The sequence below is a fragment of the Paenibacillus sp. fava2 genome (assembly GCF_058313675.1).
In genome coordinates this window covers 2,255,208-2,280,832 of the sequence record NZ_CM177755.1, presented here as the reverse complement: position 1 = coordinate 2,280,832, position 25,625 = coordinate 2,255,208, and the positions used below count along the sequence as shown (strand labels likewise).

At 52.5% G+C, this 25,625-nt stretch carries 21 protein-coding genes; 4 read left to right on the top strand and 17 right to left on the bottom strand.

Annotated features, from left to right (window positions below):
* Positions 1–8 precede the first annotated feature (8 nt).
* The gene (locus tag AC4G46_RS09500) at positions 9–890 is read left to right on the top strand and encodes a carbohydrate ABC transporter permease (protein WP_491127709.1); all 882 of its coding nucleotides are present in this window, start codon (positions 9–11) and stop codon (positions 888–890) included.
* A gap of 130 nt (positions 891–1,020) precedes the next feature.
* Here AC4G46_RS09500 and AC4G46_RS09495 read toward each other — a convergent pair whose 3' ends face one another.
* Positions 1,021–2,916: a PrkA family serine protein kinase gene (locus AC4G46_RS09495; protein WP_491127708.1), complete on the bottom strand. Its 1,896-nt coding sequence runs from the start codon at positions 2,914–2,916 to the stop codon at positions 1,021–1,023.
* Positions 2,917–3,180: 264 nt separating this feature from the next.
* Between AC4G46_RS09495 and AC4G46_RS09490 the strand changes: the two genes are divergently transcribed.
* The gene (locus AC4G46_RS09490) at positions 3,181–3,984 is read left to right on the top strand and encodes a DUF2161 family putative PD-(D/E)XK-type phosphodiesterase (protein WP_491127707.1); all 804 of its coding nucleotides are present in this window, start codon (positions 3,181–3,183) and stop codon (positions 3,982–3,984) included.
* Positions 3,985–4,467: 483 nt separating this feature from the next.
* On the opposite strand, the gene AC4G46_RS09485 is transcribed toward AC4G46_RS09490, so the two are convergent.
* The 4 genes from AC4G46_RS09485 to AC4G46_RS09470 all read right to left on the bottom strand — a co-directional run bounded on the left by AC4G46_RS09485 (position 4,468) and on the right by AC4G46_RS09470 (position 8,198).
* Positions 4,468–5,232, bottom strand: coding sequence for a hypothetical protein (locus AC4G46_RS09485; RefSeq protein ID WP_491127706.1), 765 nt, complete (start codon positions 5,230–5,232; stop codon positions 4,468–4,470).
* A 13-nt stretch (positions 5,233–5,245) separates the two neighbouring features.
* A complete protein-coding gene (locus AC4G46_RS09480) occupies positions 5,246–6,082 on the bottom strand; it encodes an ABC transporter ATP-binding protein (RefSeq protein ID WP_491127705.1) in 837 nt (278 codons plus the stop codon).
* Between the two features lie 172 nt (positions 6,083–6,254).
* Positions 6,255–7,475: an aminotransferase-like domain-containing protein gene (locus AC4G46_RS09475; protein WP_491127704.1), complete on the bottom strand. Its 1,221-nt coding sequence runs from the start codon at positions 7,473–7,475 to the stop codon at positions 6,255–6,257.
* Positions 7,476–7,541: 66 nt separating this feature from the next.
* Entirely contained in the window at positions 7,542–8,198 is a 657-nt protein-coding gene (locus tag AC4G46_RS09470; protein WP_491127703.1) for a response regulator, read from the bottom strand.
* Positions 8,199–8,486: 288 nt separating this feature from the next.
* Here AC4G46_RS09470 and AC4G46_RS09465 point away from each other — a divergent pair, with 288 nt between their 5' ends.
* Positions 8,487–8,894 (top strand): hypothetical protein, encoded by a 408-nt coding sequence (locus AC4G46_RS09465; protein ID WP_491127702.1) that lies wholly within the window; start codon positions 8,487–8,489, stop codon positions 8,892–8,894.
* On the top strand, positions 8,891–9,958 hold the full coding sequence (locus AC4G46_RS09460) for a phosphodiester glycosidase family protein (protein ID WP_491127701.1): 1,068 nt from the start codon (positions 8,891–8,893) through the stop codon (positions 9,956–9,958). Before AC4G46_RS09465 ends, AC4G46_RS09460 begins: the two co-directional genes overlap by 4 nt.
* A gap of 403 nt (positions 9,959–10,361) precedes the next feature.
* Here AC4G46_RS09460 and AC4G46_RS09455 read toward each other — a convergent pair whose 3' ends face one another.
* The 12 genes from AC4G46_RS09455 to AC4G46_RS09400 form a co-directional block, all read right to left on the bottom strand.
* Positions 10,362–10,616: an AbrB/MazE/SpoVT family DNA-binding domain-containing protein gene (locus AC4G46_RS09455; protein ID WP_068728943.1), complete on the bottom strand. Its 255-nt coding sequence runs from the start codon at positions 10,614–10,616 to the stop codon at positions 10,362–10,364.
* 126 nt (positions 10,617–10,742) lie between these two features.
* On the bottom strand, positions 10,743–11,207 hold the full coding sequence (trmL, locus tag AC4G46_RS09450) for a tRNA (uridine(34)/cytosine(34)/5-carboxymethylaminomethyluridine(34)-2'-O)-methyltransferase TrmL (protein ID WP_090713778.1): 465 nt from the start codon (positions 11,205–11,207) through the stop codon (positions 10,743–10,745).
* Positions 11,208–11,346: 139 nt separating this feature from the next.
* Positions 11,347–12,438 carry a 3-phosphoserine/phosphohydroxythreonine transaminase gene (serC, locus tag AC4G46_RS09445; RefSeq protein ID WP_491128835.1) on the bottom strand — a complete coding sequence of 364 codons (1,092 nt, stop codon included), beginning with the start codon at positions 12,436–12,438 and terminating at the stop codon, positions 11,347–11,349.
* A gap of 105 nt (positions 12,439–12,543) precedes the next feature.
* Positions 12,544–13,428 carry a hypothetical protein gene (locus AC4G46_RS09440; protein ID WP_491127700.1) on the bottom strand — a complete coding sequence of 295 codons (885 nt, stop codon included), beginning with the start codon at positions 13,426–13,428 and terminating at the stop codon, positions 12,544–12,546.
* Positions 13,429–13,532: 104 nt separating this feature from the next.
* Positions 13,533–16,280: a GH36-type glycosyl hydrolase domain-containing protein gene (locus tag AC4G46_RS09435; protein WP_491127699.1), complete on the bottom strand. Its 2,748-nt coding sequence runs from the start codon at positions 16,278–16,280 to the stop codon at positions 13,533–13,535.
* Positions 16,281–16,760: 480 nt separating this feature from the next.
* The gene (gene glnA, locus AC4G46_RS09430; protein WP_491127698.1) at positions 16,761–18,185 is read right to left on the bottom strand and encodes a type I glutamate--ammonia ligase; all 1,425 of its coding nucleotides are present in this window, start codon (positions 18,183–18,185) and stop codon (positions 16,761–16,763) included.
* A gap of 279 nt (positions 18,186–18,464) precedes the next feature.
* Entirely contained in the window at positions 18,465–19,511 is a 1,047-nt protein-coding gene (aroF, locus tag AC4G46_RS09425; RefSeq protein ID WP_039871525.1) for a 3-deoxy-7-phosphoheptulonate synthase, read from the bottom strand.
* A 313-nt stretch (positions 19,512–19,824) separates the two neighbouring features.
* Positions 19,825–20,781, bottom strand: coding sequence for a 4-hydroxy-3-methylbut-2-enyl diphosphate reductase (locus tag AC4G46_RS09420; protein ID WP_491127697.1), 957 nt, complete (start codon positions 20,779–20,781; stop codon positions 19,825–19,827).
* A 59-nt stretch (positions 20,782–20,840) separates the two neighbouring features.
* The gene (locus tag AC4G46_RS09415; protein WP_491127696.1) at positions 20,841–22,292 is read right to left on the bottom strand and encodes a sensor histidine kinase; all 1,452 of its coding nucleotides are present in this window, start codon (positions 22,290–22,292) and stop codon (positions 20,841–20,843) included.
* Position 22,293: 1 nt separating this feature from the next.
* Positions 22,294–22,980, bottom strand: a complete 687-nt coding sequence (locus tag AC4G46_RS09410; protein WP_068728956.1) for a response regulator transcription factor — start codon at positions 22,978–22,980, stop codon at positions 22,294–22,296.
* A gap of 122 nt (positions 22,981–23,102) precedes the next feature.
* Complete coding sequence (locus AC4G46_RS09405; protein ID WP_491127695.1) at positions 23,103–24,755, bottom strand: S1C family serine protease; 1,653 nt, start codon at positions 24,753–24,755, stop codon at positions 23,103–23,105.
* A gap of 214 nt (positions 24,756–24,969) precedes the next feature.
* The gene (locus AC4G46_RS09400) at positions 24,970–25,623 is read right to left on the bottom strand and encodes a response regulator (protein ID WP_491127694.1); all 654 of its coding nucleotides are present in this window, start codon (positions 25,621–25,623) and stop codon (positions 24,970–24,972) included.
* Between the last annotated feature and the right edge of the window lie 2 nt (positions 25,624–25,625).

Here is a 25,625-nt window from a genome sequence, read left to right as displayed (position 1 = left end):
GAGAACACATGTTATTTAAGCCCACTCCGGGTGAAACCGTATTCAAATGGTTTAATTTAGGCTTTATGCTGCTGCTCTGTTTCGTCACGCTGTATCCGTTTATCTACATCCTGCTCGCCTCTCTGAGTGACCCGGCGCAAATCGCCCGGTTCCGCGGGATGCTGTTCTTCCCCCAGGGGTTCAGCCTGGATGCGTACAAAGCCGTGCTGGAAAATCCCATGATTCTGACAGGCTACCGGAATACGCTATTCTATGTCACGGCAGGCACTGTTATCAACCTGATCATGACTACACTCGGCGCTTACGCGCTCTCCCGCCGCAATGTTTATTTCAACAACACGATCATGCTCATCATCATTATTACGATGGTGTTTCACGGAGGGCTTATTCCCTCCTTCCTGCTGATCAATAATCTGGGGATGCTGAATACGCCCTGGGCGCTCCTCCTGCCCGGCGCTATCAGCTCCTTCAACCTGATCATTATGCGCACCGCCTTCCAGGGCATTCCCGTCAGTCTGGAGGAATCCGCGCGCATTGACGGGGCCAATGACTGGGTAATCATGCTGCGGATTATTTTACCCCTATCCATGCCTGTAATCGCGGTAATGATATTGTGGTATGCGGTGGGACACTGGAATTCTTATTTCAGCGCACTGATCTATCTGCGTGACCGGGAGCTATTCCCGCTTCAGCTGGTGCTCAGGGAGATTCTGATCTCCAACAGCACCGACAATATGATGACCGGGGCGGCAACCAGTGACCGGGCGGATATCGGAGTGACGATCAAATACGCTTCCATTATTGTATCGACCCTGCCGATTCTGGTGCTTTATCCGTTTCTGCAAAAATATTTTGTGCACGGGGTCCTGATTGGCGCATTGAAGGAGTAATACAGCCGTTAAAAAAGGCAAGCTGCCGGAACCCGGAAGCTTGCCTTTTCAATTGCCTTTTTTTAAAACTGCAGCAGCTCTTCTCTTTAACACATATAGCCGGCCCCTGGCCTGCTGCACAGCCGCAAGCTTACCGGTTCAGCAGGCTTCCGACATATTTCAGCAGCTCATTAGCGCAGATCGGGCAGTAGTTGTGCTCCTCGATCAGGCGTCTGGACACCTCATTGATCCGCTTCAGCTGGCTTTCATCCGGCGTTTTGGACGAGGTGGTGATCTTCACGATATCCTTCAGATCGGCAAACAGCTTCTTCTCAATCGCTTCGCGCAGCCGGTCATGATTGTTGTATTCGAACTTTTTGCCCTTGCGGGAATAGGCCGAGATGCGGATCAGGATCTCTTCGCGGAAGGCTTTTTTGGCATTCTCCGAGATGCCGATCTGCTCTTCAATCGAGCGCATCAGCCGCTCATCCGGCTCCATCTCTTCATCTGTAAGCGGATCACGGATTTTGGTCCAGTTGCAGTAGGCTTCGATGTTGTCGAGATAATTCTCGAACAGTGTTTTGGCCGACTCTTCAAATGAGTAGACAAATGCCTTCTGCACTTCGCTTTTGGCAAGTATATCGTATTCCTTGCGGGCAATGGAAATGAAGTTCAGGTAACGCTCGCGTTCCTCTTTTGTAATCGAGGGGTGGGAATCCAGTCCGTCCTTGATCGCCCGCAGCACATCCAGCGCATTCATGCACTGCAGATCACCCTTGATCAGGGCGCTGGAAATCCGGTTAATGACATACCGCGGATCGATGCCGGACATGCCCTCATCCAGATATTCGGTCTGCATCTCCTTGAGATCGGCTTCCTTGTAGCCCTCGACCTCTTCGCCGTCGTACATCCGCAGCTTTTTGATCAGGTCCATCCCCTGCTTCTTGCTCTCCTTGAGCCGGGTCAGGATGGAGAAAATCGCTGCTGCCCGCAGGGCATGCGGCGCAATATGCACATGCTTCATGTCGCTCTGGCCGATCAGCTTGGCGTAGATCTTCTCCTCTTCCGATACTCTCAGGTTGTACGGCACCGGCATAACGATCATGCGGGACTGCAGCGCCTCGTTCTTTTTATTGGAGATAAAAGATTTGTACTCCGTTTCGTTGGTGTGGGCCACAATGAGCTCATCTGCACTGATCAGCGCGAAGCGCCCGGCCTTGAAATTTCCTTCCTGGGTCAGGGACAGCAGGTTCCACAGGAACTTCTCGTCGCATTTCAGCATTTCCTGGAACTCCATCAGGCCGCGGTTGGCCTTGTTCAGCTCCCCGTCGAACCGGTAAGCGCGCGGATCGGATTCCGAGCCGTATTCCGTGATCGTCGAGAAGTCGATGCTGCCGGTAAGATCGGCAATATCCTGGGACTTGGGATCAGAGGGGCTAAAGGTTCCGATGCCGACACGTTCCTCTTCCGATAAAATAACGCGGGTGACCTTGACCTGTTCAATATCGCCGTGGTAATCATTTCTCAGCCGCATCTGGCAGGACGGGCACAAATTACCTTCGATGCGCACCCCGAGCTCCCTTTCAATCTCCGGTCGAAGCTCGAGCGGAATCAGGTGCAGCGGTTCCTCATGCATCGGGCAGCCTTCAATCGCGTATACGGCGCCGGCATCGGTACGCGAATACTGCTCCAGGCCCCGTTTTAACAGTGTAACCAGAGTCGATTTACCGCCGCTGACCGGCCCCATCAACAGCAGAATCCGTTTGCGGACGTCGAGCCGGCGGGCAGCGGAATGGAAATACTCCTCCACCAGCTTCTCCACCGCACGGTCAAGCCCAAAGATTTCCTGCTCAAAAAACTTATACCGCTTGCGTCCATTGATGTCCTCTACGCCATGTGATTTGATCATGTCGTATACTCTGGAGTGAGCCGTCTTAGCGGGAGAGGGGTCTTTTCTCAGCAGTCCTATATAGTCCTTAAAGGTGCCGCTCCACGCCAAACGGTCATTCTCAGCCCGATACGAAGCTATACGCTCAAAAATGTCCATTGCTCGCTGCCTCCTCTTGCGCTCCTACTTGCTCGATTGGCTTTAAAAGTGTATTACATACCTATGCGGGGAGCCCGGAATAGTTGACCTCTTTTTTGCTGTGCTATAATAGAGAATCATTATGAATCATAGAACTTCACATATAACGTTAACTACCTGGTGATTGGATCCAGGGAAAAGGGAACGGAGGGAACTCCGGGAGCTGCAGGGTGTTCAAAACATTAAGCAATCAATAGATCTGTAAAGTGCACAGGAGTGACTACGATGGCAATCAAGCATGAAACGGAGCTGTATGCTCCTCTTAAGGCTTACTTTGAGCGGTATGGCTACTCGATCAAGGGGGAGGTGCGGACCTGCGATCTGGTCGGCCTGCGGGACGGCGAGGAGCAGCCGCTGATCGTGGAGATGAAAAAAACGTTCAACCTTGCCCTGCTGCTGCAGGGGGTTGAACGTCTGCGTCTCAGCCCCAACGTCTACCTCGCCGTGGAGCGTGTCCGCGACAAAAGAGGGGCGGTGAACCAGCGCTGGGGCGAGCTCACCGGGCTGTGCCGCCGGCTCGGCCTCGGGCTGATCACCGTCGTCTTCTACAAGACGAAGGCTCCGCTCGTCGAGGTGCTCGCGGAGCCGGGCGACGCGCCGCCTCAGGTGCGCAGCGGCGCACGGCGGCGCGAGAAGCTGCTTCTCGAGTTCCGCGAGCGCAGCGGGGACTACAACACCGGCGGCAGCACGCGCGTCAAGCTCGTGACTGCCTACCGCGAGAAGGCGCTGCGCGTGGCACTCGCGCTGCAGGCCGCTGAGGCCGACGCTGCGCTCGGCCTCGTTTCGGGGCGCGCCGGGCGGAGCCGCGCGCCTGCCGTTGACCCGGCCGCTGCGCCCGGCCGGGAAGGGATTACGCCCGCCGAGCTGCGCAGGCGGAGCGGGGTGCCTGGCGCTGCAGCGATTCTGCAGCGCAATTACTACCGCTGGTTCACACGGGTGAACCGCGGGCGGTACCAGCTCACGCCAGCCGGCACGGCCGCGCTGGTGGAATACGCCGCGATCGCCGAGATCAGCGCGGGCAAGGTGTAGTACTGCGGCGGTGCTGCGGCGGTGCTGCAGCTACACAGGCGTCACTTGCGCTGCCCCTGGCTGCATGCTTCCCGCGGCGGCGCAGGTCCCACGCTTCTGCTGCTGCGCCTACCGTATGCTTCCGCAGGTTTTTTAATCAATTGGGAGAAGAGCCCTCGGCATCTAGTTGGATTTTTGCCACTTCATTTGAGCGATTTGCGCCATTTGTTATGATTAGTTGGAAAATCGGCATCTATTTTTGCCTATATCCCTCTTTGGAGGGGAAAATCGAATCATTAAATGGCGTTTTTCCACTTAGTTCCGCTTTCCTCATAGTTTCCTCAGAAATAGATGGCAAATTTCCACTTAGTCTTGATTTAGCTTAGGCCCATCCCTGATTCAGCTTTTAAATCCCTCAGCCTGATGACAATCCGGTCCAAGTCACTCCGGCGGGGTGCCCCCAACTAATTAGCTATAACCGCATCCACCCGCCCGGCCCGCTATTCACAGCTCATAGCTCCGCCCGTTCAGCAGCAGGGCTGCGGCGCTGCCGGCCAGCAGCATGACCAGCACATTGCTGGCGACCGTCAGCCAGTTAATGGTGTCGTTAATATCTGCCGCCCGGACCCGGGTGACCGGGGTCACACTCAGCAGGTTGGCGTACAGCTTAAAGGAATCCACCGATGACGTGCCGATGCTCCAGTGCCAGCTCCCCTGTACAGCCCCTGCAAACTGGACAGCCACCACTCCGGCCAGCACTGTCACAATGCAAAGGTGGCTAAGCTGCGGTTTACGGAATCTTTTGCCGGCAGCCAGTGCCAGTCCGATCAGAGCGAGACCCGCAGGCAGACTGAGCAGCTTGGACAGCACCAGATAAAGGATACCGAGTGCAGGACTCGAGGACGGCTCTATACGCATCTGATACAGGCCGGACGGATTCAGGAACACCTCCAGCAGTGTGGTTGACCATACCGCCATGCTGCCAAGGATGAACACGGCTGATTTTACAGCGAACAAGGAGGAGGTCCTGACCGGCAGCAGGTGATTAACAGGCATAACGCCGGTGAAAAATTCCTTATACAGGTCTGTGTAGATATACAGCGGAACAAGCAGACCGATTACCATATTCGCAGTCAGCGCCAGAAAGGCCAGATCCTGCTGCGTACTGAACAGAAAATACAGATTGATCAGCATACTCAGACCAGCAAGTGAGCCAAACACCGCCAGATGCTTCCTGCATTCGAGCTTAAACTGATGGACAAGTATCATATCGTAACTCCCTTTACTTCACAATTTGTTTAAAAACATCCTCCAAAGACATGCCATACTCCCGCTTTATATCCGCGACACTCCCCTGCAGCTGCACCCTGCCCTCATCCACAATGGCAATATCGGTAAACAGCGGCTCCACTCCCTGAATCAGATGCGTGCTGACCAGAATGGTGCTGTCCCCGGTAAAATGGTCGAGGATAATCGTCATGATTTTATCCCGGGTGGAGGGGTCCACTGCTGCAAGCGGCTCATCCAGCACATAGAGCCTGGCCTCCCTGGCAAAAGCAAGCGAGAGACTCAGCTGCTCCTTCATTCCTTTTGACAGCGACTTCACCTTGTCTTTCACATTCAGGCCAAGTGACCCGATCATCTCACGGGCTCTATCCTGCCTGAAATCAGCAAACGCATGTCCGAAGAACGAGACACTCTCCTCCACCGTCATCCACGGATATAGAAACTCGTGGTCGGGCAGGTAGGATACGATCTTCTTCGTCTCTACACCGGGCCTCTTCCCGTCTACCAGCAGAGTGCCTTCGTAATGGCGGAGCAGTGAGACGATCAGCTTCATCAGGGTTGTTTTCCCTGCCCCGTTCCTTCCCAGCAGCCCGACAATTTTTCCCCGCTGAATCTTCAGCTCCAGCCCGTTAAGGGCCGTTTTGCGGCCATAGCTTTTGCTAAGGCCACTGCATTCCAGTATGTTCTCCACAGCCATCCTCTTTCTGCCTTCCTTTCTGTTTGAGCCTGCACCAAGCCTCATCAGCTTCTGACCGTTAGACCAGCCTTTTCCATAAAACCCCTGCACCGTCACCGAATTTACACATTTGATGGTTTCCTTGTGCATCTTCATTGCAGTAACTTTCCAGCTCTCGTTCCCTTTAATTCACACTGCTTTCCCCATTCAGATCCTGCTCTTCTCCCGGACAAAAAAAAGCAAGCCCCCTACAGCGGAGCTTGCCTATCTGCTATTCGATTACCCTTTGGCCTGCGACTTGCCGGCCGAGGTTAGCTTCTTCCGCCCCTCAGCTCCGGGCCGTAAACTCAGTCACAGCCTCGCTCATCAGGTTCATGCCGAGCAGCAGCTCATCCCGGCCGGGATGGCTGAAGTTAAGGCGGATGCGGTTGCCGCCGCCGTTTACGCTGCAGAGCTGGCCGGGAAGAAACGCGACTCCTTTGGCCAGTGCAACCTTCAGCAGCATCATCGCGTCCAGCCCTTCCGGTAGAGAGACCCACAGAAACATGCCGCCCTCCGGCAGGTCATATTCACTGTTCTTCCAGGCCGGACGCTTCAGCAGCTCAGTCATCAGCTTCAGCCGGGTACTGTATTCCCGGTTCAGGACAGCAATGTGCTCCCGAAGATTAAAAGCTGTTACATCCAGCAGATAATGCAGCAGCCGCTGATTCAGCGAGCTGGACTGCCAGTCCGCCATCTGCTTCGCGGCAGCCATCATCGAGATCAGCTCACGGCTGCCTGCAGCCCAGCCCGTCCGCAGGGCAGGCGCGACCGTCTTGCTGAACGAACCTATGTAGAGTACGTGCCCGCCTATGCTGACATTCTCCAGCGCGTAAAGCGATGGGTAATTCGCAACCGGAGATGCGCTACCGGAACGCTTGAAATGCAGATCCCCATAGGAATCATCCTCGACGATAAGCAGGTTATGAGCAGTACATAGCTCAAGTACCTCCTTGCGCCGCTCCAGGCTCCATAGAATACCGCTCGGATTGGTATAGCTTGGCGTTGCAAACAGCATCTTGGGACGGTGCTGATGAATCTGGGCGCGCAAATGATCCGGGAGCAGCCCGTTGCAGTCTCCCTGGACAGGTATAATAACCGCCCCCTGCATCCGGAGCGCCTGCAATATCCCCGGAGAAGTCGGATTTTCAACCAGCACCCGGTCACCTGGATCAATATAGACCCGGGAGAGCAAATCGATCGCTTGTTGACTTCCCGTTGTCAGAAGAACCCCGCCTTCCGCAGTGTTCACACCTTTTCCCTTCAGCCAGTCACCGGTCAGCCACTCACGCAGCGGCGCATAGCCCTCGGGATCACCGTACTGCAGTGCGCCCGCATCAGCCGTGATTACTGTCGAAGCTGCTTCTGCAAGCAGTGATAACGGGAACAATTCTTCTGCCGGCAGCTCTTCTGCCAGAGAGATTAATGTACCGCGCCGCGTCTGGGTACGGATGCTGAGCTGCGGTGAAGAAACCAGCGTATGCGCACGGGCAGAAAACTCATACTTCATATTGTTCCCCCTTCCCTGGTACCAAGAATATTCCCGCCTTACCGGTAATATGTCGCCAATGCCGGCTTACGCGTAGATTTGCTTGTTCTGCCTTGAGAAAAGCGCGAATTTTTCAATAGCCTGGGCTCTCGTCGATACATCCAGCTTCACATAAATCTTTCGCAGATAATTATCAATAGAACGGCGGCTCACTTCGATTTCAAGGGCAATTTTGTCGTAAGTGATTCCCTGCACAATCCTCTCCATGATAAACATCTCCGTTTGCGTCAGCTGCATTACACTATCCAGCCCGCGCGATGAGGTTACAGGCCGGTATCCCTTTTGTATCCAGGTCAGCGGAAGTGACAAAAAGCCTTCACGCAGTCCACCGATCATCAAAAGCAGCTGCCGGGATGATGCCCCCTTGGACAGCACTCCGCTGGCCCCCAGCTCAAGCAGAGGCTGAAACAGTTCGCTGTCTTCTTCCTCTGTCATAATAATAAAATGTGCTTCCTCACAGCTGCTCTTCAGCTCCGGCAGCACATTCTCCACATTGCCTTCCGGCATCTGATAATCCGCCAGCACCAGATCGGGCTGAAGCTCCTTCACACTGTACATGCCTTCGCTCCAGCTGTTGTGCATGGCCAGAACAGCAAGCTCTCCTCCTTCCTCCAAAATCAGTTTAGTCCCCAGCATACTTGTGGGATGACATCCCACGATGACCACCCGCCAAACCTTCATCATTAATCCCCCAGACCTCCTGCTGTCTATATATTTACTCCGAGTGGAAAGCGCTCTAAGCGTGTTTTGCTGATACGCAAGCAAGGATGGTTGACGATATATGTATAGTTTTTCCTTCTTTTTCCTTGAATACGCCCCTCAGATATTCCAATCTATAGAAATTGTATCGCAGTACTTTAATAGGATGCAAATACTTTTTCTCCTTTGCATTTAGGCTCTTTCACTTTTGCGAAACTTGTAAAAGTCTGATAGAATGAGGACTTGAAAAAAAGTGCTTGAGGTGATGTTGAAATGCAACCGCTAGCGGAATCGACCCCTGTACACTCGCGGCGTACTGCAGTGAGAAAAGGCCCTTCCGTAAAATGGTTTTTACTGTTCTGGATTGTGATGATTGGAGTAGGTGCATATGCCGTCTACAGCTACACCAACCATCTGAAGCAGCAGGTGCTGGCTGAGCTCGGTAATCAGAGCCGGCAGCAGCTTACCGTTTTGCAAACCGATTACGAGGCGCGGATCGCCGCCCTCTCCGAAGAAGTGAAGGAGCTGCAGAACACGGTGCAGACCTTTAATGAACTGCTGACGTTTACCAAAGATAACGCAAGCAATAAGACCGACAACAGCAATAAGCTTTACACCCAGCTAAATGAGGTCAAGAAGCAGCTGGATGCACTCAAGAAAGAGATGGATCTGTTAAAATGATGACCCCTGTCAAAAGAGTCAACCGTTTCTTCATGCTTCTGACGGCGCCTTTTATCGGACTCCTGATTGCCCTTTGGGCATATCAGCCCAAGCTGACACTGGATCTGGATACGAGCCAGTTTGCTGCCGCTCCCGGACCGCTTGAACAGACGGCTCAGCTGAAGCAGGATTTGCTGCAGGCCCAGAATGCCGCATCGCACACCATTGATGCGATAGGGGCCACTGCCACACTGTATAACCAGACCACGAATGCGATGAATTCGCTGGTCACCACAGCTGCAGCCCAGGTGTCCCGCCCGGAGCTGATCTATAACAGACGGATCACGGCAAGGCTCGGCGTTCCCGCGGATGTCATCAGCAGTGACCGGATTACCATTGAATTATACCGGCTGAACCCCGGCAACTATAAAGCATATGCCTTAAAAATCAGGCTGAAGGATGCTGCAGCGATGAAAATGAGCCTGGCCGGCGACGGCACCGGCCAGGCAGAAACAACCATGCAGGCCGCAAACCGTTATGGCGCGGTTGCCGGCATCAACGCCGGCGGCTTTGCCGACCAGAACGGCAAGCGGTATCCATTGTCCACGACCATTGCGAACGGCAGCTATCTGTACGGCTTTGAACCAACCTATAAGGATCTCAGCTTCGTCGGCCTCAGCAAAGCCGGCAAGCTGATCGGCGGCAAATTCAGCAGCAGGGCACAGCTCGACCAGCTTGAACCGGCATTTGGCGCAACCTTTGTGCCTGTACTGATCAAGAACGGCATGCTGCAGCCCATTCCTTTGAAATGGCAGATAAGCCCCAAACGTGCCCCTCGTACCATAATCGGCAAATATAAAGATGATCAGCTGCTTGTGCTGGTTGCCGATGGTTATAACGAGAGCGGCAATTCCGGGGCAACTCTGACGGAATTACAGAGCAAGCTGTGGCGCATGGGTGTAGTTGATGCCTATAATCTGGACGGCGGAGGCTCATCCTCACTGATATTCCGGGGCAAAGTCATCAACAAGCCGTCTGACGGAGTTCTCCGGCAGGTGCCGACCAATTTCCTGTTTTTCAAGTAGCATCATTTCTATTGCAAGCTTTCATCTATTCAATGCGATATCCTGTCAATGTCTTTTCTCACTTTTCCGCTTTTAATTTATGACCGCAGCAGGTTATAATGAAGGTAACGTTTACAATCCTTTACGGAGGTGTCCAGTATGTCGTTCTCCTTAACCTTTTGGATTGTCACCCTCGTACTCCTGCTTTTTCTGACCGGTATACTAACCGCTGCTTACAACGACGATAAGACCAAAGGTTTGTAGTTGACCGCCGTGTCCCATACGGTACACACTGCTTCGAATCCGAAAAAACGCCGCACAGTGTGCGGCGTTTTTTTTCAGTGTTGGCCCGCTGTGGATGCGCAGTACCAGAACTATGTAGGAATGTTACTTGCCGCCTTCTCCGGGAGAAAAGGGACAGGACTTAAGCATGTCTCGGCAATTGGGTCATTTCTGAAAGACATTCTGCACAGATGTAACGTTCTTTATACTCGCTTACGCCTTCCATGGATCCGCAGAACACACATTTGGGACGGTAGCGCTCCAAAATGATGTGGTCGCCCTGCACAAGAATTTCTACCGGGTCTCCTTCATTCATTTGGTACCTTTTACGCAGAGACTTAGGCAGAACAATTCTACCCAGCTGATCTACTTTACGAACTACGCCAGCAGGTTTCATATCTTACGTACACCTCTCCTGTTCAACTATTAAATTAGTAGTTACTACTTTTTTCGGCAGTATTCTTCTATTTCGTTATTCATATTGTCGAATCCTGCTGAAAAAAACAAAAAATCATGTCTACTTTTAAAAAAGTTCCGGAAAATCCAGCTGACGCAGTGCTTCATAGACAATAATCGCTGCCGAATTGGATAAATTCAGCGATCTGACCGCCTGGCCCATCGGCATACGCATCGCTGTTTCCTTCCCTGCTTCCAGTATCTCTGGCGACAGCCCTTTGGTTTCTTTGCCGAAAACAAAGAAATCACCGTCCCGGAAGGCAAAGTCTGTATACCGCTTCTCAGCCTTAGTCGTAGCGTAGAAAAAACGTCCTTCGCTGTATTTCTCCAGGACCTCGGCAAACGAATCATGATATTCAATGGTGACAGCATGCCAGTAATCCAGCCCCGCCCGCTTCAGCGTCGCATCGTCGGTGCGGAAGCCCAGCGGCCGGACCAGATGAAGATGGGTGCCGGTAGCCGCACAGGTACGGGCAATATTGCCGGTGTTCGCCGGTATTTCCGGTTCAACCAGCACAATGTGTAATGCCATTTAGGTAAACTTCCTCTCTGTAGGCTTCAATAGCCCTGTGTTGTAAGTAAACATACAGCTCTAGGATGACAGACGGACCGTTCAAAGGCAAGCAGAAGACCTTCCGCCTAAGCAGCGGAAGGTCCGGAAATTTGAATCATTAGCCTTGAGTTTGCCGGAAATGCTTCATGAAATCAGCAAGCGCCTTAACGCTCTCATAAGGAACAGCGTTATAGATGGAAGCACGCAAGCCTCCGACGCTGCGGTGTCCCTTGAGGCCGATGAAGCCTTCCTGCTCGGCAGCCTTGACGAACTGTTTCTCCAGCTCCTCGGACTGCATCCGGAAGGTGACGTTCATAATGGAACGGCTGCCTGCCTCTGCTACTCCGCGGTAGAAGCCGTCGCTGCCGTCGATATGATCGTACAGCAGACCGGATTTATCACGGTTTTTGGATTCGATGCCGGCAAGCCCGCCCTGCTCCTCAATCCATTTTAACACTTCATTGACCATATATACAGAAAAGGATGGCGGTGTATTGTAAAGAGAGTTGTTCTTGTAATGTGTATCATAACGCAGGATCGTCGGGATGTTCGCAGGTGATTTGGCAATAAGCTCTTCTTTGGCAATTACCACAGTCACCCCGGAAGGTCCAAGATTCTTCTGCGCGCCGGCGTAGATCAGCCCGAATTTGCTGACATCAAAGGAACGGCTCAGAATATCACTGGACATATCTGCAATCAGCGGAAGAGAGCCTGTATCCGGATATTCCGCATATTGCGTCCCTTCAATGGTCTCATTGGAGGTAATATGCAGGTAAGCTGCATTGTCAGCAGGCTTGATACTGCTAAGCTCCGGAATAGCCAGGAACTTCTTGTCCTCGGAGGATGCGGCAACATGCGCTTCTCCTACCAGCTTCGCTTCCTTGAGTGCCTTGTCCGCCCAGCTTCCTGTCATTACATAGCTGCCGACTTGTCCGCTGGAGATGAGGTTCATCGGGATCATGGCGAACTGCGTGCTGGCTCCGCCCTGCACAAATAATACTTTGTAGCCCTCAGGATTGCCGAGCAGGGAAAGCAGACGCTCCTGCGCTTCATTATGCACGGATTCGTATATTGCCCCGCGGTGCGACATCTCCATAATGGACATTCCGCTCTCCCGGAATTCAACAAACTCCGCCTGTGCGCGTTCGAGTACTTCAAGCGGCAGCGCCGCCGGTCCTGCATTGAAATTGTATGCTCTCTTGCTCAAAATTGCCCCCATCCTTTCTCTCCTACGAATATGGATATCGCTATGATAGCAGCATTCCAACACGCCAGCAAGTATAATTATTCACATGTAGCGTAAGATCGCCTGGCCTCAGAACGTGAAAAACTGATAGCTGCGGCTCCAATCCCTGCTGTGACGCGGTAAAATGCTGATGTCCGCAAAAACCTCAGGAGAAATCACATGCCGTTCCCCCCAGAGAGCCATACGCTCCGGACGGAAGCTTCCGCTCTCACGCATGCCTGCTCCGCTCGGCTTGTGAACCAGCTCCCAGTACCAATCCGCATCCTCCTTCTCCCAGCCGCTCAGCCGGCAGTAGAACGGACGGTCAGGCACAGCAGTCCAGCTTACAAGGTTTCCCGACACATGCAGCAGCCCGGAGGTATACGAGGATTCCGGTTCATGCACACCGGCTTCTGCAGGTAGTCTCAGCTCATAGTCTTTCCCGGCAGGAGCATCATTGATTCCAACGAAGTTATGAATATACTCTTCCGTATGCAGCGGCTTTACCCCGGTATTTTCCAGTGAATAATCAATGGTGAGCCTGTCCCCGTGAAGAGAGATCCGTTTGCTAAAAAGCATACTGTACCCCCTGCACTCCTCAGACTTCACCATATATACTATTTCATGCCGGCTGCTTTCCGTCTTTATCTCAGCGGGGATGAGCGGGTACGCAGCCATAAAATCATAAGCAGCATCATCCGTCTTCTGCAGCAGCCCAACACCCGGCTTCGGAAACCACTCCCCGGCGGCCGCTTCCGTGTAGCCGATTGCCCGGGAGATGCCGAATTCGTTGCAAAGCCCGATCCCCCCGCTGCCTTTTCCTGCCTGCAGACTCTCCGGAACACAAAAGGTATGCTTCCCTTCCTCCAGTGTGACCTGGGTAATAAAACCGGTCCAGTCAAATCTGGTGCCGCTGTAATCGCCGGGCTCTGCAATATCCACAGTCAAAATTCCATTTGAGAGCTGGTGTGCCATTCTCATCCATCCTTTCAGAATAACCGCTTGTTCAGAGTCTATCAAAAAAGAGCCTGCAGCACCTTAAGAGGCAGCGCAGGCACTTCTCATTATTTATCTATTGCTCAGGCAAGTTCAACCTTCAGTTCATGAACCTGTCCTTCCGGCAATCCCTGCAGCACCGCACGCGGAATCAGCACACCCTCTGAGACGCGCTGAAGCGTCACCACAGCGCCGTTTAGAGTAACTCCGTGTATTTGGTACTCTCCATACTCAGCGCTTCCTGTGGACGTGTAGGCGACCTCCAGCTCACGTCCGGCAAACAGAGTCTTAACCGACGCCCTGCCCTGTGCATCAAACTGCTCCTTGACCAGCTTCGGTGCAAGCAGCAGATCACCCAGATGTCCTTTAACGCCGAATACCTCTGTCACCATCGTCAGCAGCAGCCAGCTGGCCGAGCCGGTCAGATACGTATACATCCCTCTGCCTTTTTCATTGATATATTCCGGAATCCCCGGGTACATCCTGCTCAGCTCAAAATTCACGCTCAGGCTGTACAACGAATCAAGCACCTTGTATCCTTCACGGACGTAACCGCGTTTATACAGCGCATTTCCGTACATTACAGTCATATGGCTGAACATCGCCCCGTTCTCTTTATGGCCAAAAGCAAACCCGAAGGCACGGCCCAGATTTTGCTGGATGCCGCCGAAGTCCGAATTCAGCCGGTAGCCGATTCTGGCATCGAACAGGTTTCTTTCTACGGATGCGATCATATGCGGAATCTGCTCAGGGGCTGCTGCGCGGCCGAGAAGCGGAAACACCTGTCCGGTAAGCGTCATCCGGACACCTCCGTCCCCCTCTCCTTCTACCCGTTCACCGTCATTATTGTAGTAGCCGTTAAACCAGCCGCCGCCGTGAATACTTTCCACCCATTCATTACTGCGCAGGTGGCTGAAGATCCACTCTGCCTTGCGGGCCAGGTCATCCGCCACCCGTCCAAGCTCCAGCTCTGCCCGGATGCCGCTCACCCGGTTCGGCGCAGCAGCATAATAGCGGTTCAGCCGTTCCTGCTTGGCGGATACAGATGCATAATCGACACTCTCGCCCAAGGAGTCCAGCAGCAGCAGCATTTCTTCCGCCAGCTCCAGTGTGCCGCTTCCGGTTCGGTCCTGCAATGTGCGCAGCAGCTCGGACAGCTCATAAAGGTTATCGCCGTAGAAGGCGGTGAAGGTAACACTTTCTCCCCGCTGGGCCGCCATATCCAGCCCGTCATTCCAGTCTGCACCCTCCAGCAGAATGTTATTATGCTCACCTACATTGAAGAACGGAACCAGATTCTGCAGCAGGATATGCTCCAGGATCGTACCGGTATAGACCTCTCCTGCACTGGTGCGCAGGCTGCTGCCTGCAGCAGGCTCCCAGGAGCTGTCGCGTTCACGGCAGCGGCTCATGAAGGAATCCCGGAAGTACGTCTGCTCCTGGAGCAGAAAATCGAGATCACCGCTTTGATTCAAATACAGCAGGGTTGTCATAAACGGCCACGCCCCATGGTCCATCCATACGCGCGGGATGTTATTCCGGTCGGCAATGAACTCTCCGGGGTGCTGGCCGATGATGGTTGCATTGCTGCCGTCTATTCTCACACCCGCATAATTATTCAGCAGCAGGCTGCGCACATCCTCCGGTTCCATGATCAGCAGGGCCAGGCAATCCTGCCATAAATCACGCCAGCCCCGGCCGCCGCGGCCGTAATCATGGTAGGGCAGAAATGAGTTCCCGTACAGCCTGCGCAGCACCGGCTGCAAGGTAACCCATTTCATCCACTGGTCAGCGCGGTCATCCCCCGTATGGAAAGACACTGTGTTCACTTTGTCCGCCCAGAACTGCTTATTAGCCGTAAGCTCGGCATCAAAAGCCGCTGCAGAACCGTATTTCCCCATCAGTTCTTCCATATCAATCCGGTCATTGCCTATTGCCATCACCACTACATACGAACGGCTCTGGCCCGGCTGCAGCGCAACTGAAGCGAATCTTATTCCTCCCAGTGCTTCATAACCCTCGCTATGCAGAGCTCCGCCCCGGCCGGGCTGCGGCTCCGCATTCCATACTACCGCTTCAGGCCAGTCCAGGCTGCCGCCTTCACCAATAAACTCTTCCTGAACAGGAAAGAAACCAACAGGCAGAGCACCGTCCTCTTCCGCGCCAAAAACACCATAGGACGTATGATTAACCCGATGTCCGCGTTCATCAAAAGACAATGCGGGCTGAACCTCAACGCCATAGTCCAAGGTATAGATCCGGTTCAGCAGTGAAGTGACATGCCGGTGATCCCGCAGATCATCTGCCGAACGTGCATACAGCGGGATGGCCGCAGTGGGCGTAATCCATATTTCCCCTGTTCCCGTATTCGTAAGCACCACCTTCATCAGCTCAACCTTATCACTCCCGCCGGGAACGACGCTGGTCACTTCCGCTTTGATGCCCAGCTGCCGGTTCTCCCGTGTAACCTTGTGCCACAGCAGCCCCGCTTCCAGCAGAGCATCGTCTGTAGTCTCCGAATAAGCCTCCGCATGCTGGCGGGCTGAATTCCCGGCTGCCGACCAGGCTCCCTTGCCGTCGATATAAACCCAGAAATTGCGGGATGCCCGCGAATTGTGCAGATCCTCCACAGAGAGCGGCGGTGTCAGAAAGGTATTATGTCCCGAGGTTACCTGGCCATGAAGCTGCGGAGTGACGGAGGACATCATGCCCCCTTCATTAACCAGCGGAAAATACAAGAAACTGCTCCGGTCAGGCTGCTCCAGACTGAACTCCCCATTCTGCCCGGTGAACTGCCAGCCTGCACTTTTTTTATGTGCCAAAGTATTCATCCTTCCAGATCTATTTACGAAACCGTTTTCGAATTTATTATGGCACCGTTAACAAATGTTGTAAAGGTATTTTTGGATGAACTGCTGTATATAGTTCAGAGTTAATTAAATCCTCGCCTTAAATGTTAAATTATCAAGGTTTTTTCCCTTCCTCATCTGCAATTGACACTCCTGCAGTAACCAGGAATCATCCGAAAATACTGCCGAAAATGCGGATAAATCATGAAATGAAGAATCACATAGAACTAAAATTTTGTCCGGAAGGTATCTCAAATCATACTAAATCTCATTTTAGTAAACGCATTCTTTTCTATTTATAATAGAATATTCTTAATTATCGGACATTTTTACGAAAATTTTCGTTGATTTATGTTTTCTGACAATTCAAACCATACAGTCAGTCTCCAAAAAGGTCACAAAAAAGCCTCCGGGTCTCCCCGGAGGCTTCTGAGCAAAGCTAAAATATTTATTATTCCGATCCTATACGTCGAAGTATAGGGCATATTCGTGCGGATGAACGCGAATGGCAACCTCTTGTGCTTCACCGCGTTTCAGAGCGATGTAGTTATCGATGAAGTCCTTAGTGAATACGCCGCCTTCTGTAAGGAACTCATAGTCAGCTTCCAGAGCGTCAAGCGCTTCGTTCAGGCTGCCTGGTACGCTGCGGATTTTTTCTTTGTCGGCATCGGACAATTCGTAGATGTTCTTGTCCAGCGGACCGTAACCCATTTCTTCAGGGTTGATCTTTTTCTTGATTCCGTCCAGACCAGCCATCAGCATAGCCGAGAATGCCAGGTAAGGGTTAGCAGTGGAGTCAGGTGTACGGAATTCAATACGACAGCCCTTAGGTGTTACAGCAGCTACCGGAATACGGACAGCAGCGGAACGGTTACCTTTGGAATATACCAGGTTAACCGGTGCTTCATAACCAGGTACCAAACGTTTGAACGAGTTGGTGCTTGGGTTAGTCAGCGCGATCAGTGCTGGAGCATGATACAGGATACCGCCGATGTAGTGCAGAGCCATTTCACTCAGGTTGGCATAAGCACCTTTTTCGTAGAACAAAGGCTCGCTGCCGTTGAAGATCGACTGGTGAACGTGCATCCCGCTACCATTGTCACCGAACAGCGGTTTTGGCATGAAGGTTGCAACCTTGCCGTACTGGCGTGCAGTGTTCTGCACAATATATTTGTAAGTCAGTAGATTGTCAGCTGTTTTCTTCAGGGTATCGAAACGGAAGTTGATTTCCGCTTGTCCCGCAGTCGCCACTTCATGGTGGTGACGTTCAATTTCAAGACCTGCTTCGCCGAGCAAACGGCACATTTCACTGCGAATATCCTGTTGGGAATCCACTGGTGCTACCGGAACATATCCGCCTTTAACGCCAACCTTGAAGCCCAGGTTGCCGCCTTCTTCCTTGCGGTTCGTGTTCCATGCTGCTTCTTCGGAATCTACGGAGAAGGAAGAGCTGTGCATTGTAGTTTCGTAACGAACATCGTCAAAGATGAAAAACTCGGACTCAGGTGCGAAGAATGCTGCTGTACCTACACCGCTTGCCTGCAGGAACTCTTCAGCTTTTACTGCGATACCACGCGGGTCGCGCTCATAACGTTCGCCGTCAGGAGTGAAGATGTCACACATGATATTCAGCGTCGGGTGAGCTGTAAAAGGATCAATGTATACAGTACTTGGATCAGGCATCATTACCATGTCCGATTCTTCAATACCGCGGAATCCTTTGATGGAAGAACCATCAAACGCTACACCATTTACAAATGTTTCTTCCTCAACTGCAGATGCTGGCAATGAGATATGATGAGCACGTCCACCCAAATCTACAAAGCGAAAATCCACCCACTCGATATTGTTTTCCTTGATCGTCTGCAACACTTTTTCAACCGACATGAATAATTCCTCCCCAAGTTCCGAACATTAACCCGCTCTCAGTATCAAATGTTCTTGTTTTTATTTTTTTACTGTCGTCATTATAAAACTCATACCTAACATCGTCAATGCTTATGTCAGGTATTTTTGATCACAATGTAAGATATTCTGACGCTTTCGTGAATAAGCCGCAGCTTGCCTCAAATTGTATTCCATAATGCCAGCCTAAATATAAAATAGCCCTCTTTCCCGCCTGGTTGCAGGAAAGAAGGCCATGTGTGGCAGGTTTCTTCCGGTTAATCAGGCAATAGGCGCCGCTTCAAGCGATTCGGAGAATTTGCGTCCGACCAGCGGTGCAAGTTTCTCCAGATCTCTAAGCAGCTTATCGAACTGATCCGGGAACAGGGACTGAACCCCGTCACCTGTCATGGAATTGTCAGGATCTGTATGCATTTCAATAATCAGACCATTAGCCCCGGCGGCAACAGAGGCTTTGGCCATCGGCTCTACCAGCTCGCGGCGGCCGGTGCCGTGGCTCGGGTCAGAAATAACCGGCAGATGGCTCAGGCTCTGGAGCACCGGAATCGCGGACAGATCAAGGGTATTACGGGTATAAGTCTCGAATGTTCGGATTCCGCGCTCGCACAGCATAACATCACGGTTGCCGCCGGCAAGGATGTACTCGGCCGCGTTCAGGAGTTCGTCATAGGTTGCGCTGAAGCCGCGTTTAAGCAGCACAGGGCGGCCGCAGGTGCCGAGCTTGCGCAGCAGATCGAAATTCTGCATATTGCGTGTGCCTACCTGCAGAATATCCGCATGCTCCGCACAAATATCCACATACTCCGGTGTCATAACCTCGGTAATGGTCAGCAGGCCATGCTTCTTGCCGGCCTCGGCCATCATCGTCAGGCCTTCCACACCAACACCCTGGAAGCTGTATGGGCCGGTACGCGGCTTGAATGCGCCGCCGCGCAGCACCTGGCCGCCGGAGGCCTTGACCAGCCGGGCGATTTCATCAATCTGCTCAGGTGATTCAACCGCACACGGCCCGCCCATAACCACAAGATTCTCCCCGCCGATCTTCACGCCGCGGATATCGATAATGGTATCCTCCGGATGGAAGTCACGGCTGGCCAGCTTGTAGGATTTGGTGATCTTCACAACGTTCTGCACACCCTTCATCTGGCGCAGATGCTCGGCAAGACTTGGCGTAACACCGCCGATGAGTCCGATTACCGTATGGTCTGCACCGCGCGACAGATGGACCTGCAAGCCCTGTTTTTCAATAACGGCAATAATGTCATTTACCTGCTCCTGCGGTGTCTGATTAGACGTAATAACGATCATATTATAGCTCCCCTTTGTCAGGATATTCCTGTTATAATTTTAAAATAAATAAAAATACTATTACGCTACGACGCGTGTGTGCTTTTAAGCGCTAAAGTGATTTTACCGCATAATACAGTATCCGTCAACTTATTTTCCGGCTGGAACCGCCGGTTATTCCAGTAATTACTAGAATGGCAATATTCGCCAAGACTACTTTTATGGAAAAACAAGGAATACAAAGCAACATAAAAAGCACCCGTTCTCTCCAACCGGAGGAACAGGTGCCTGATTATGGCATGTGAAATAGATAACGAATAAGTTCAGAACAGCCTCAGGTAGCGCTCGTAGTCTTGTTCTTGACCGGCGGCAGCAGCTTCGCCATGTTCACTGTACGCTTGATCTCCCAAGTCTCAGGCTTCGCCGGATCGTACTGCTCCAGATAGTTAATAAGCTCTTTAGTGATCGGGGTAGGCGTGGAGGCCCCTGAAGTTACTCCTACCTTGTTAACACCCTTCAGCCATTCGGTATTCAGCTCGGATACATCTGCAATCCGGTGGGCAGGCGTACCGGCAATCTCTTCAGAGACCTGTGCCAGCCGGTTGGAATTGTTGCTGCGCGGATCACCGACGACGATTACCAGGTCGCACTGCCCGGCTTGATCAGCCACAGCCTCCTGGCGCACCTGAGTAGCCATGCAGATCTCATTATGCACTTCTGCTCCGGGGTAGGTTTCCAGCAGCTTTTTCATAATATGCTTGATATCCCACTGGCTCATCGTGGTCTGGTTCGTGATGACGATTCGTGAAGAGGGCACATTCAGGCCTGCGATCTCTTCTTCCTTCTCGATCAGATGGACATGCTCCGGCGCGATGCCTACGGCGCCTTCCGGCTCCGGATGGCCTTTTTTGCCGATATAAATAATCTCGTAGCCTTCCTCCACCTTCTCTTTGATGAGATCGTGGGTCTTCGTTACATCCGGACAAGTAGCATCCACCGTAGTCAACCCTTTGGCGCGGGCCAGCCTGCGCACTTCAGGAGAAACACCGTGTGCGGTAAAGATAACCGTACCGCTGTCGACCTTATCGAGAATATCCAGACGGTTATGCCCGTCAAGGGTAATAATTCCATCGTCCTCAAAGGAATTCGTAACATGACTGTTATGTACAATCATGCCAAGTATATAAATCGGCCGGGGCAGATCGAGGTTCTGGGCGGCCTGCCGTGCCATCACCATGGCATCTACGACACCATAGCAATAGCCCCGGGGAGAAATTTTGATGACTTCCATGTATGTTCACCGGCTTTCTGCTGTCAATGACGGCTATAATAGGACCTGTCTATTATACCCTATTCCAGCGGCGGAGCAAAGAGAAGGGGCAGCCAGATAATAAAGGTCGTCCCCTCGCCCTGTCGGGTAACTACCTCCACTGACCCTCCGTGCTCATCGATAATCCATTTGGCGATAGACAGCCCGAGGCCAATTCCTTCGGTCATTCCCCTTGATTCGTCCGCCCGGTAGAAGCGGTCAAAGATGTGCGGCACCTGATCCTTGTCCATGCCGATCCCGGTGTCCTTGATCCGGATGCCCACCTGATTCTGATAGAACACAGCATCCATGGTAACCTCGCCGGAAGGCGTATACTTAAAGGCATTGTCAATGAAAATGAACAGCATCTGCTGCAAATAATCCTTGTTGCCGACAATATATTTACCGTTCATCTGGCTCAGATCGCCGATAGACCATTCGGACTGGCGCGGCAGGAACGACGCTCTGCGGGCCACCTCTGTCATCAGCGGCTCGAGCGCCACCGGCTCCTTGTCAAAGGTGCGGCCGGTATCCGCCCGTGCCAGCGAGAGCATGTCGCCGACAAGCCGGCTCATCCGTTTGGACTCATCGGCTATATCCTTCACTGACTCAATGGACAGCTGGCGGATTTCGGCTTCACTCATCCGGCTCTGCTCAGGTTCCATCTCCCAGACCTTCTGCAGCAGGTCGATGTTACCCCGGATCGTTGTAAGCGGTGTCCGCAATTCGTGTGAAGCATCCGATACGAACCGGCGCTGGGTGGCATAGGAATCCTCAAGCTCCCTGTAGAAGCCCTCCATCCGCCCAAGCATACTGTTAACCGTCTCAATCAGCCGGCCGATCTCGTCCGGAGGTCCGTTATATTCAATCCGTGAGCTGAGATCGTTGCCGGTCTGAATCCCGTTGGCTGCCTCAATGACCATGCCGATCGGGCTCATAGATTTCCGGGCCAGGAAAAGCCCGAATGTAAACGCGGCAATCAGCGTGGCAAAGGAGCCGACGAGCAGAATATTTTTAAGCCGGTTCAGAAGCGACAGCTGTTCACCCGTATACACCGCCACCTGCAGCACCGCAGGGTAATTTCCGTTAGAGGTGCCTACATCAAAAGCCTGCTGGTAGATCAGAAACGGATTTCCGCCGTAATTGGCCTGCGAGAATCCCTGCTGGCTGGCGGCGTCCGCCTTGGCCGGCACCTTGAACTGCAGATTGATCTCAGACATGTTCTGGCTTGGAATCAATTTATCCAGATCGTAAATATACAGCTGGGCAAACAGGCTCTGCCCCGCCGGACCGCCTAGCACCTGTTTAAGAGTTCCATCATTGTAGTCAAAGTCAGTTTTGAGGCCTACCTGCTGTGCCTGCCGCATAAGCCGTTCTTTCAGATCCCCATAAGTATTAAAATAGACAAAACCGTAAATTGCGGCTGATAAGGCCAGCAGCATAACGGCCAAAATCCCTGAATACCAGGCTGTCAGCCGCAATTTAATAGACATGTTAGTCACCTCTTAGAATGTAACCGGCTCCCCGGATCGTCTGAATTAACCGTTTGCCGCCGTGCTCCTCTGTCTTCTGGCGCAGCATGGCAATATATACCTCAAGCACATTGGATTCCCCGCTGTAGTCATAACCCCAGATTTTATCCATAATGAGGTCACGGGAGAGCACACGCTTCGGATTCTGCATGAACAGGTGCAGCAGCTCGAACTCCTTGGCGGTCAGCTCCAGACGTTTGCCGGCACGGGTTACTTCGCGTGAATCCACATCCAGCGTGATATCTTCATAAGTTACTGTCTGATCGGGTGTTCCTCCCTGCTCGCTCTTACGTCGCAGCAGCGCACGCACACGGGCCAGCAGCTCCTCCAGCGCAAACGGCTTGACAAGATAATCGTCCGCTCCCAGATCAAGCCCTTTAACACGGTGCTCTATCTCATCCTTAGCCGTCAGCATCAGCACCGGAACGGTGCTGCCTCCCTCACGCATGCGCCGGCAGACCTCAAAGCCGTCTACCTGGGGCATCATCACATCCAGAACAACCACATCGGGGTCACTGGTCAGAATGGCGCGCAGCCCGTCCGCCCCGTTGGATGCCGTCTTTACATCATAGCCTTCAAAGGCAAGTCCGCGGCGCAGCATGGAAGTAATCTTTTCATCATCATCAATAATTAAAATATTCGGTCGCATCAGGCAGCCCCCATTGTCCAGTTCGTTTTGTCTCTATTGTAGCATGAATGTACGGATTCACGTCCAGCAGCAGCACAAACGGAAGGGTTGCCCCTTCCGTCTGTCAATACCGTCCGGTGTGGTTACTGCCGCTGGGTTTGGGTGGTATCAAAATCATTTTTGTTGCCGATTGTCACTGGCAGTTCCAGTGTTTTACCGTCACGGACAACATTCAGTGTAATCTTGTCACCGACCTTCAGGGATTGAATATAAGTGATCAGCTCCTGGCTGGTCGCATACTTTGTGCCGTTCACACCTGTAATGATATCGTAAGGACGCAGATCTGCAGTGTAGGCAGGCGATTTGAATACAATCTCAGCCACTACAGAGCCCTCGGTAATGTCAGTACCCATCTGCTGTGCAACCTGATCAGTAATCGTCATCAGCGATGCACCGATGAATGGAACCGGCTCCTTAGGGATTTCCTGGTTGGCTTCCAGTTTGTCTACAACCTCTTTAATGGTATTCACTGCGATCGCAAAACCGATCCCCTGTGAATCCGTGCTGACTGCTACGTTCATCCCGATTACTTCACCGTTCAGGTTAAGCAGCGGACCGCCGGAGTTCCCCGGATTGATCGAAGCATCGGTCTGCAGCAGGTTTTTGTAATTACGGGTGCCGCTGCCGTCTTCTTCGTTAATATCGATGCTGCGTCCTTTCGCACTCAGTACACCGGCTGTAACGGTATGATCAAAGCCCTGCGGGTTACCGATCGCTACTACCTCGGAGCCGACCTTGAGGCTGTCGGAATCACCAAGCGCTACTGTAGGGAAGTCGGAGCCTTCAATTTTCAGAACGGCAAGATCCAGGTCTTTGCTTGAGCCGAGCAGCTTCGCTTCATATGGCTTGGTTGTTCCGTCAACCGTAACCTGAATAACGTCTGCACCTTCAACAACGTGCTGGTTAGTCAGAATGTAACCGGAGGATTCATAAATGAAGCCTGTTCCGATTCCATAAGGAGTGAGCTGTGAATCCGAATTACTGCCTGACTCCGACTGCGAGTTACGGTCTGTTCCGGAGGAACCGCTGCCCCCGAACTGGTCACCGAAGAAAAACTGCGAGAACGGGTCACTCATATTCGGATTGGAAGATGAGCTTCTGCTGGAGCTTTTCACCAGCGTCTCAATCTTCACGACAGCGGGACCAACCGCATCAACCACATTGGATACATCCGTTGTGCCGGTAAGCAGCGAGGTTGTAGAAGTAGAAGGTGTTACACTCGCGCTGCCGACAGCCGATTTAGCCGTTGTGCTGGCCACCGATGCTGTTGTTGCCTGGTCACCGGTGAACCAGTTGCCGCGGTCTGCCGCAAACATCGAACCGGACAATACGACCATACCGGCCAGGAAGGAGACCAGTACTGCTTTTATAGGCTTCTTGGGCTTGCTGTTGTACTGCCAGCCGTTTCCGCCATCCGCACCGTTTCCGCTGCCGCCGCGTCCGCCGTTACCATCATAGCCGGTGGTGCGGAGCGATGTGCTGTAAGGAAGCTGCTTGACCGGCTGCGGAGCAGTGACCTCTACACGCTCAGGCTCACGGCGGCTGTAATGCTGACTGTTGTCCTGATTGGCGTCCTCATTGTTAATGGATTTAAAAGGTCCGTACGAGTAGTAGTAGGATGATCCGGATTCCGTTGATTGAGCCTGGCTGCTATTGTCGGTATTATTATTAGTGCTGCTAGCTGGTTCGTTATCACGATTAAAGTTGTTAGAATTATTATTGTTGTTGTTATCCATGTTTACGTTCCTCCCGTGCCTTGTCTGTCTGACAAGGAATATTGTGTTTTCTTCTTGTTCTTATTTTGTACTTTAAACCTTAACTGAACATTAAAAACAATTTAATCAGAGATAAAAGATGATAGAAATTTACGCCGAAAAAGCAAAAAGTCCCGGTGCTTATCTGCACCGGGACTTCTTTTGGAGTTTTAAGATTAATAATATGAAGTTCCTGCTACCCCTGGGCCCAGCCCTTTCGGTGGGCGTAAATGGCCAGCTGGGTGCGGTCATCCAGCTCACATTTCATCAGCAGGTTGCTGACATGCGTCTTAACCGTCTTGATACTGATATGCAGCTCCTCGCCGATGTCCTTGTTGGTCTTGCCCTCGGCGATAAGAAGCAGCACCTCCTTCTCACGTTCGGTGAGACCGGACGAATCGCCCTGAACCGTCCGCTGGCGGATCCCGCGGGTTAAAGCCTGCGACACATCGCCGGTCATGACCGGCATGCCGCGGTAAGCCCCCTGCAGGGCGTAAATCAGCTCTTCAGCGGAGACAGTTTTGAGTACGTAGCTGACTGCACCGGCTTCAATCGCATCAACCACCAGATCATCTTCCAGAAAGCTGGTCAGGATGACGATCTTGAGACCCGGAAATTCGGCCAGTACAGCCCTTGTCGTTTCGGCTCCGTTCATCACCGGCATCATCAGATCCATGAGCACCAGATCAGGCAGCTTCTCCTGGCCCCAGTCACGCAGCATGTTCAGCGCTTCCGCCCCGTTCCCTGCTTCGCCGACAACCTCGAACAACGGGTCCAGCATCAGATACGTTTTGAGTCCCATCCGCACCATGTCATGATCATCCACCAGCAGTACTTTTATGACACTCATGT

Excerpts from the sequence above, each read along its gene's own strand:
- AC4G46_RS09420 (WP_491127697.1), bottom strand. The coding sequence starts at position 20,781 with ATGGAAGTCATCAAAATTTCTCCCCGGGGCTATTGCTATGGTGTCGTA.
- AC4G46_RS09480 (WP_491127705.1), bottom strand. The coding sequence starts at position 6,082 with ATGAAGATGCACAAGGAAACCATCAAATGTGTAAATTCGGTGACGGTG.
- AC4G46_RS09465 (WP_491127702.1), top strand. The coding sequence starts at position 8,487 with ATGCAACCGCTAGCGGAATCGACCCCTGTACACTCGCGGCGTACTGCA.
- AC4G46_RS09485 (WP_491127706.1), bottom strand. The coding sequence starts at position 5,232 with ATGATACTTGTCCATCAGTTTAAGCTCGAATGCAGGAAGCATCTGGCG.
- trmL (WP_090713778.1), bottom strand. The coding sequence starts at position 11,207 with ATGGCATTACACATTGTGCTGGTTGAACCGGAAATACCGGCGAACACC.
- AC4G46_RS09405 (WP_491127695.1), bottom strand. The coding sequence starts at position 24,755 with ATGGATAACAACAACAATAATAATTCTAACAACTTTAATCGTGATAAC.
- AC4G46_RS09410 (WP_068728956.1), bottom strand. The coding sequence starts at position 22,980 with ATGCGACCGAATATTTTAATTATTGATGATGATGAAAAGATTACTTCC.
- AC4G46_RS09455 (WP_068728943.1), bottom strand. The coding sequence starts at position 10,616 with ATGAAACCTGCTGGCGTAGTTCGTAAAGTAGATCAGCTGGGTAGAATT.
- AC4G46_RS09435 (WP_491127699.1), bottom strand. The coding sequence starts at position 16,280 with ATGAATACTTTGGCACATAAAAAAAGTGCAGGCTGGCAGTTCACCGGG.
- glnA (WP_491127698.1), bottom strand. The coding sequence starts at position 18,185 with ATGTCGGTTGAAAAAGTGTTGCAGACGATCAAGGAAAACAATATCGAG.
- AC4G46_RS09460 (WP_491127701.1), top strand. The coding sequence starts at position 8,891 with ATGATGACCCCTGTCAAAAGAGTCAACCGTTTCTTCATGCTTCTGACG.
- AC4G46_RS09490 (WP_491127707.1), top strand. The coding sequence starts at position 3,181 with ATGGCAATCAAGCATGAAACGGAGCTGTATGCTCCTCTTAAGGCTTAC.
- AC4G46_RS09440 (WP_491127700.1), bottom strand. The coding sequence starts at position 13,428 with ATGGCACACCAGCTCTCAAATGGAATTTTGACTGTGGATATTGCAGAG.
- aroF (WP_039871525.1), bottom strand. The coding sequence starts at position 19,511 with ATGATCGTTATTACGTCTAATCAGACACCGCAGGAGCAGGTAAATGAC.
- AC4G46_RS09415 (WP_491127696.1), bottom strand. The coding sequence starts at position 22,292 with ATGTCTATTAAATTGCGGCTGACAGCCTGGTATTCAGGGATTTTGGCC.
- AC4G46_RS09475 (WP_491127704.1), bottom strand. The coding sequence starts at position 7,475 with ATGAAGTATGAGTTTTCTGCCCGTGCGCATACGCTGGTTTCTTCACCG.
- AC4G46_RS09400 (WP_491127694.1), bottom strand. The coding sequence starts at position 25,623 with ATGAGTGTCATAAAAGTACTGCTGGTGGATGATCATGACATGGTGCGG.
- AC4G46_RS09495 (WP_491127708.1), bottom strand. The coding sequence starts at position 2,916 with ATGGACATTTTTGAGCGTATAGCTTCGTATCGGGCTGAGAATGACCGT.
- AC4G46_RS09470 (WP_491127703.1), bottom strand. The coding sequence starts at position 8,198 with ATGATGAAGGTTTGGCGGGTGGTCATCGTGGGATGTCATCCCACAAGT.
- AC4G46_RS09500 (WP_491127709.1), top strand. The coding sequence starts at position 9 with ATGTTATTTAAGCCCACTCCGGGTGAAACCGTATTCAAATGGTTTAAT.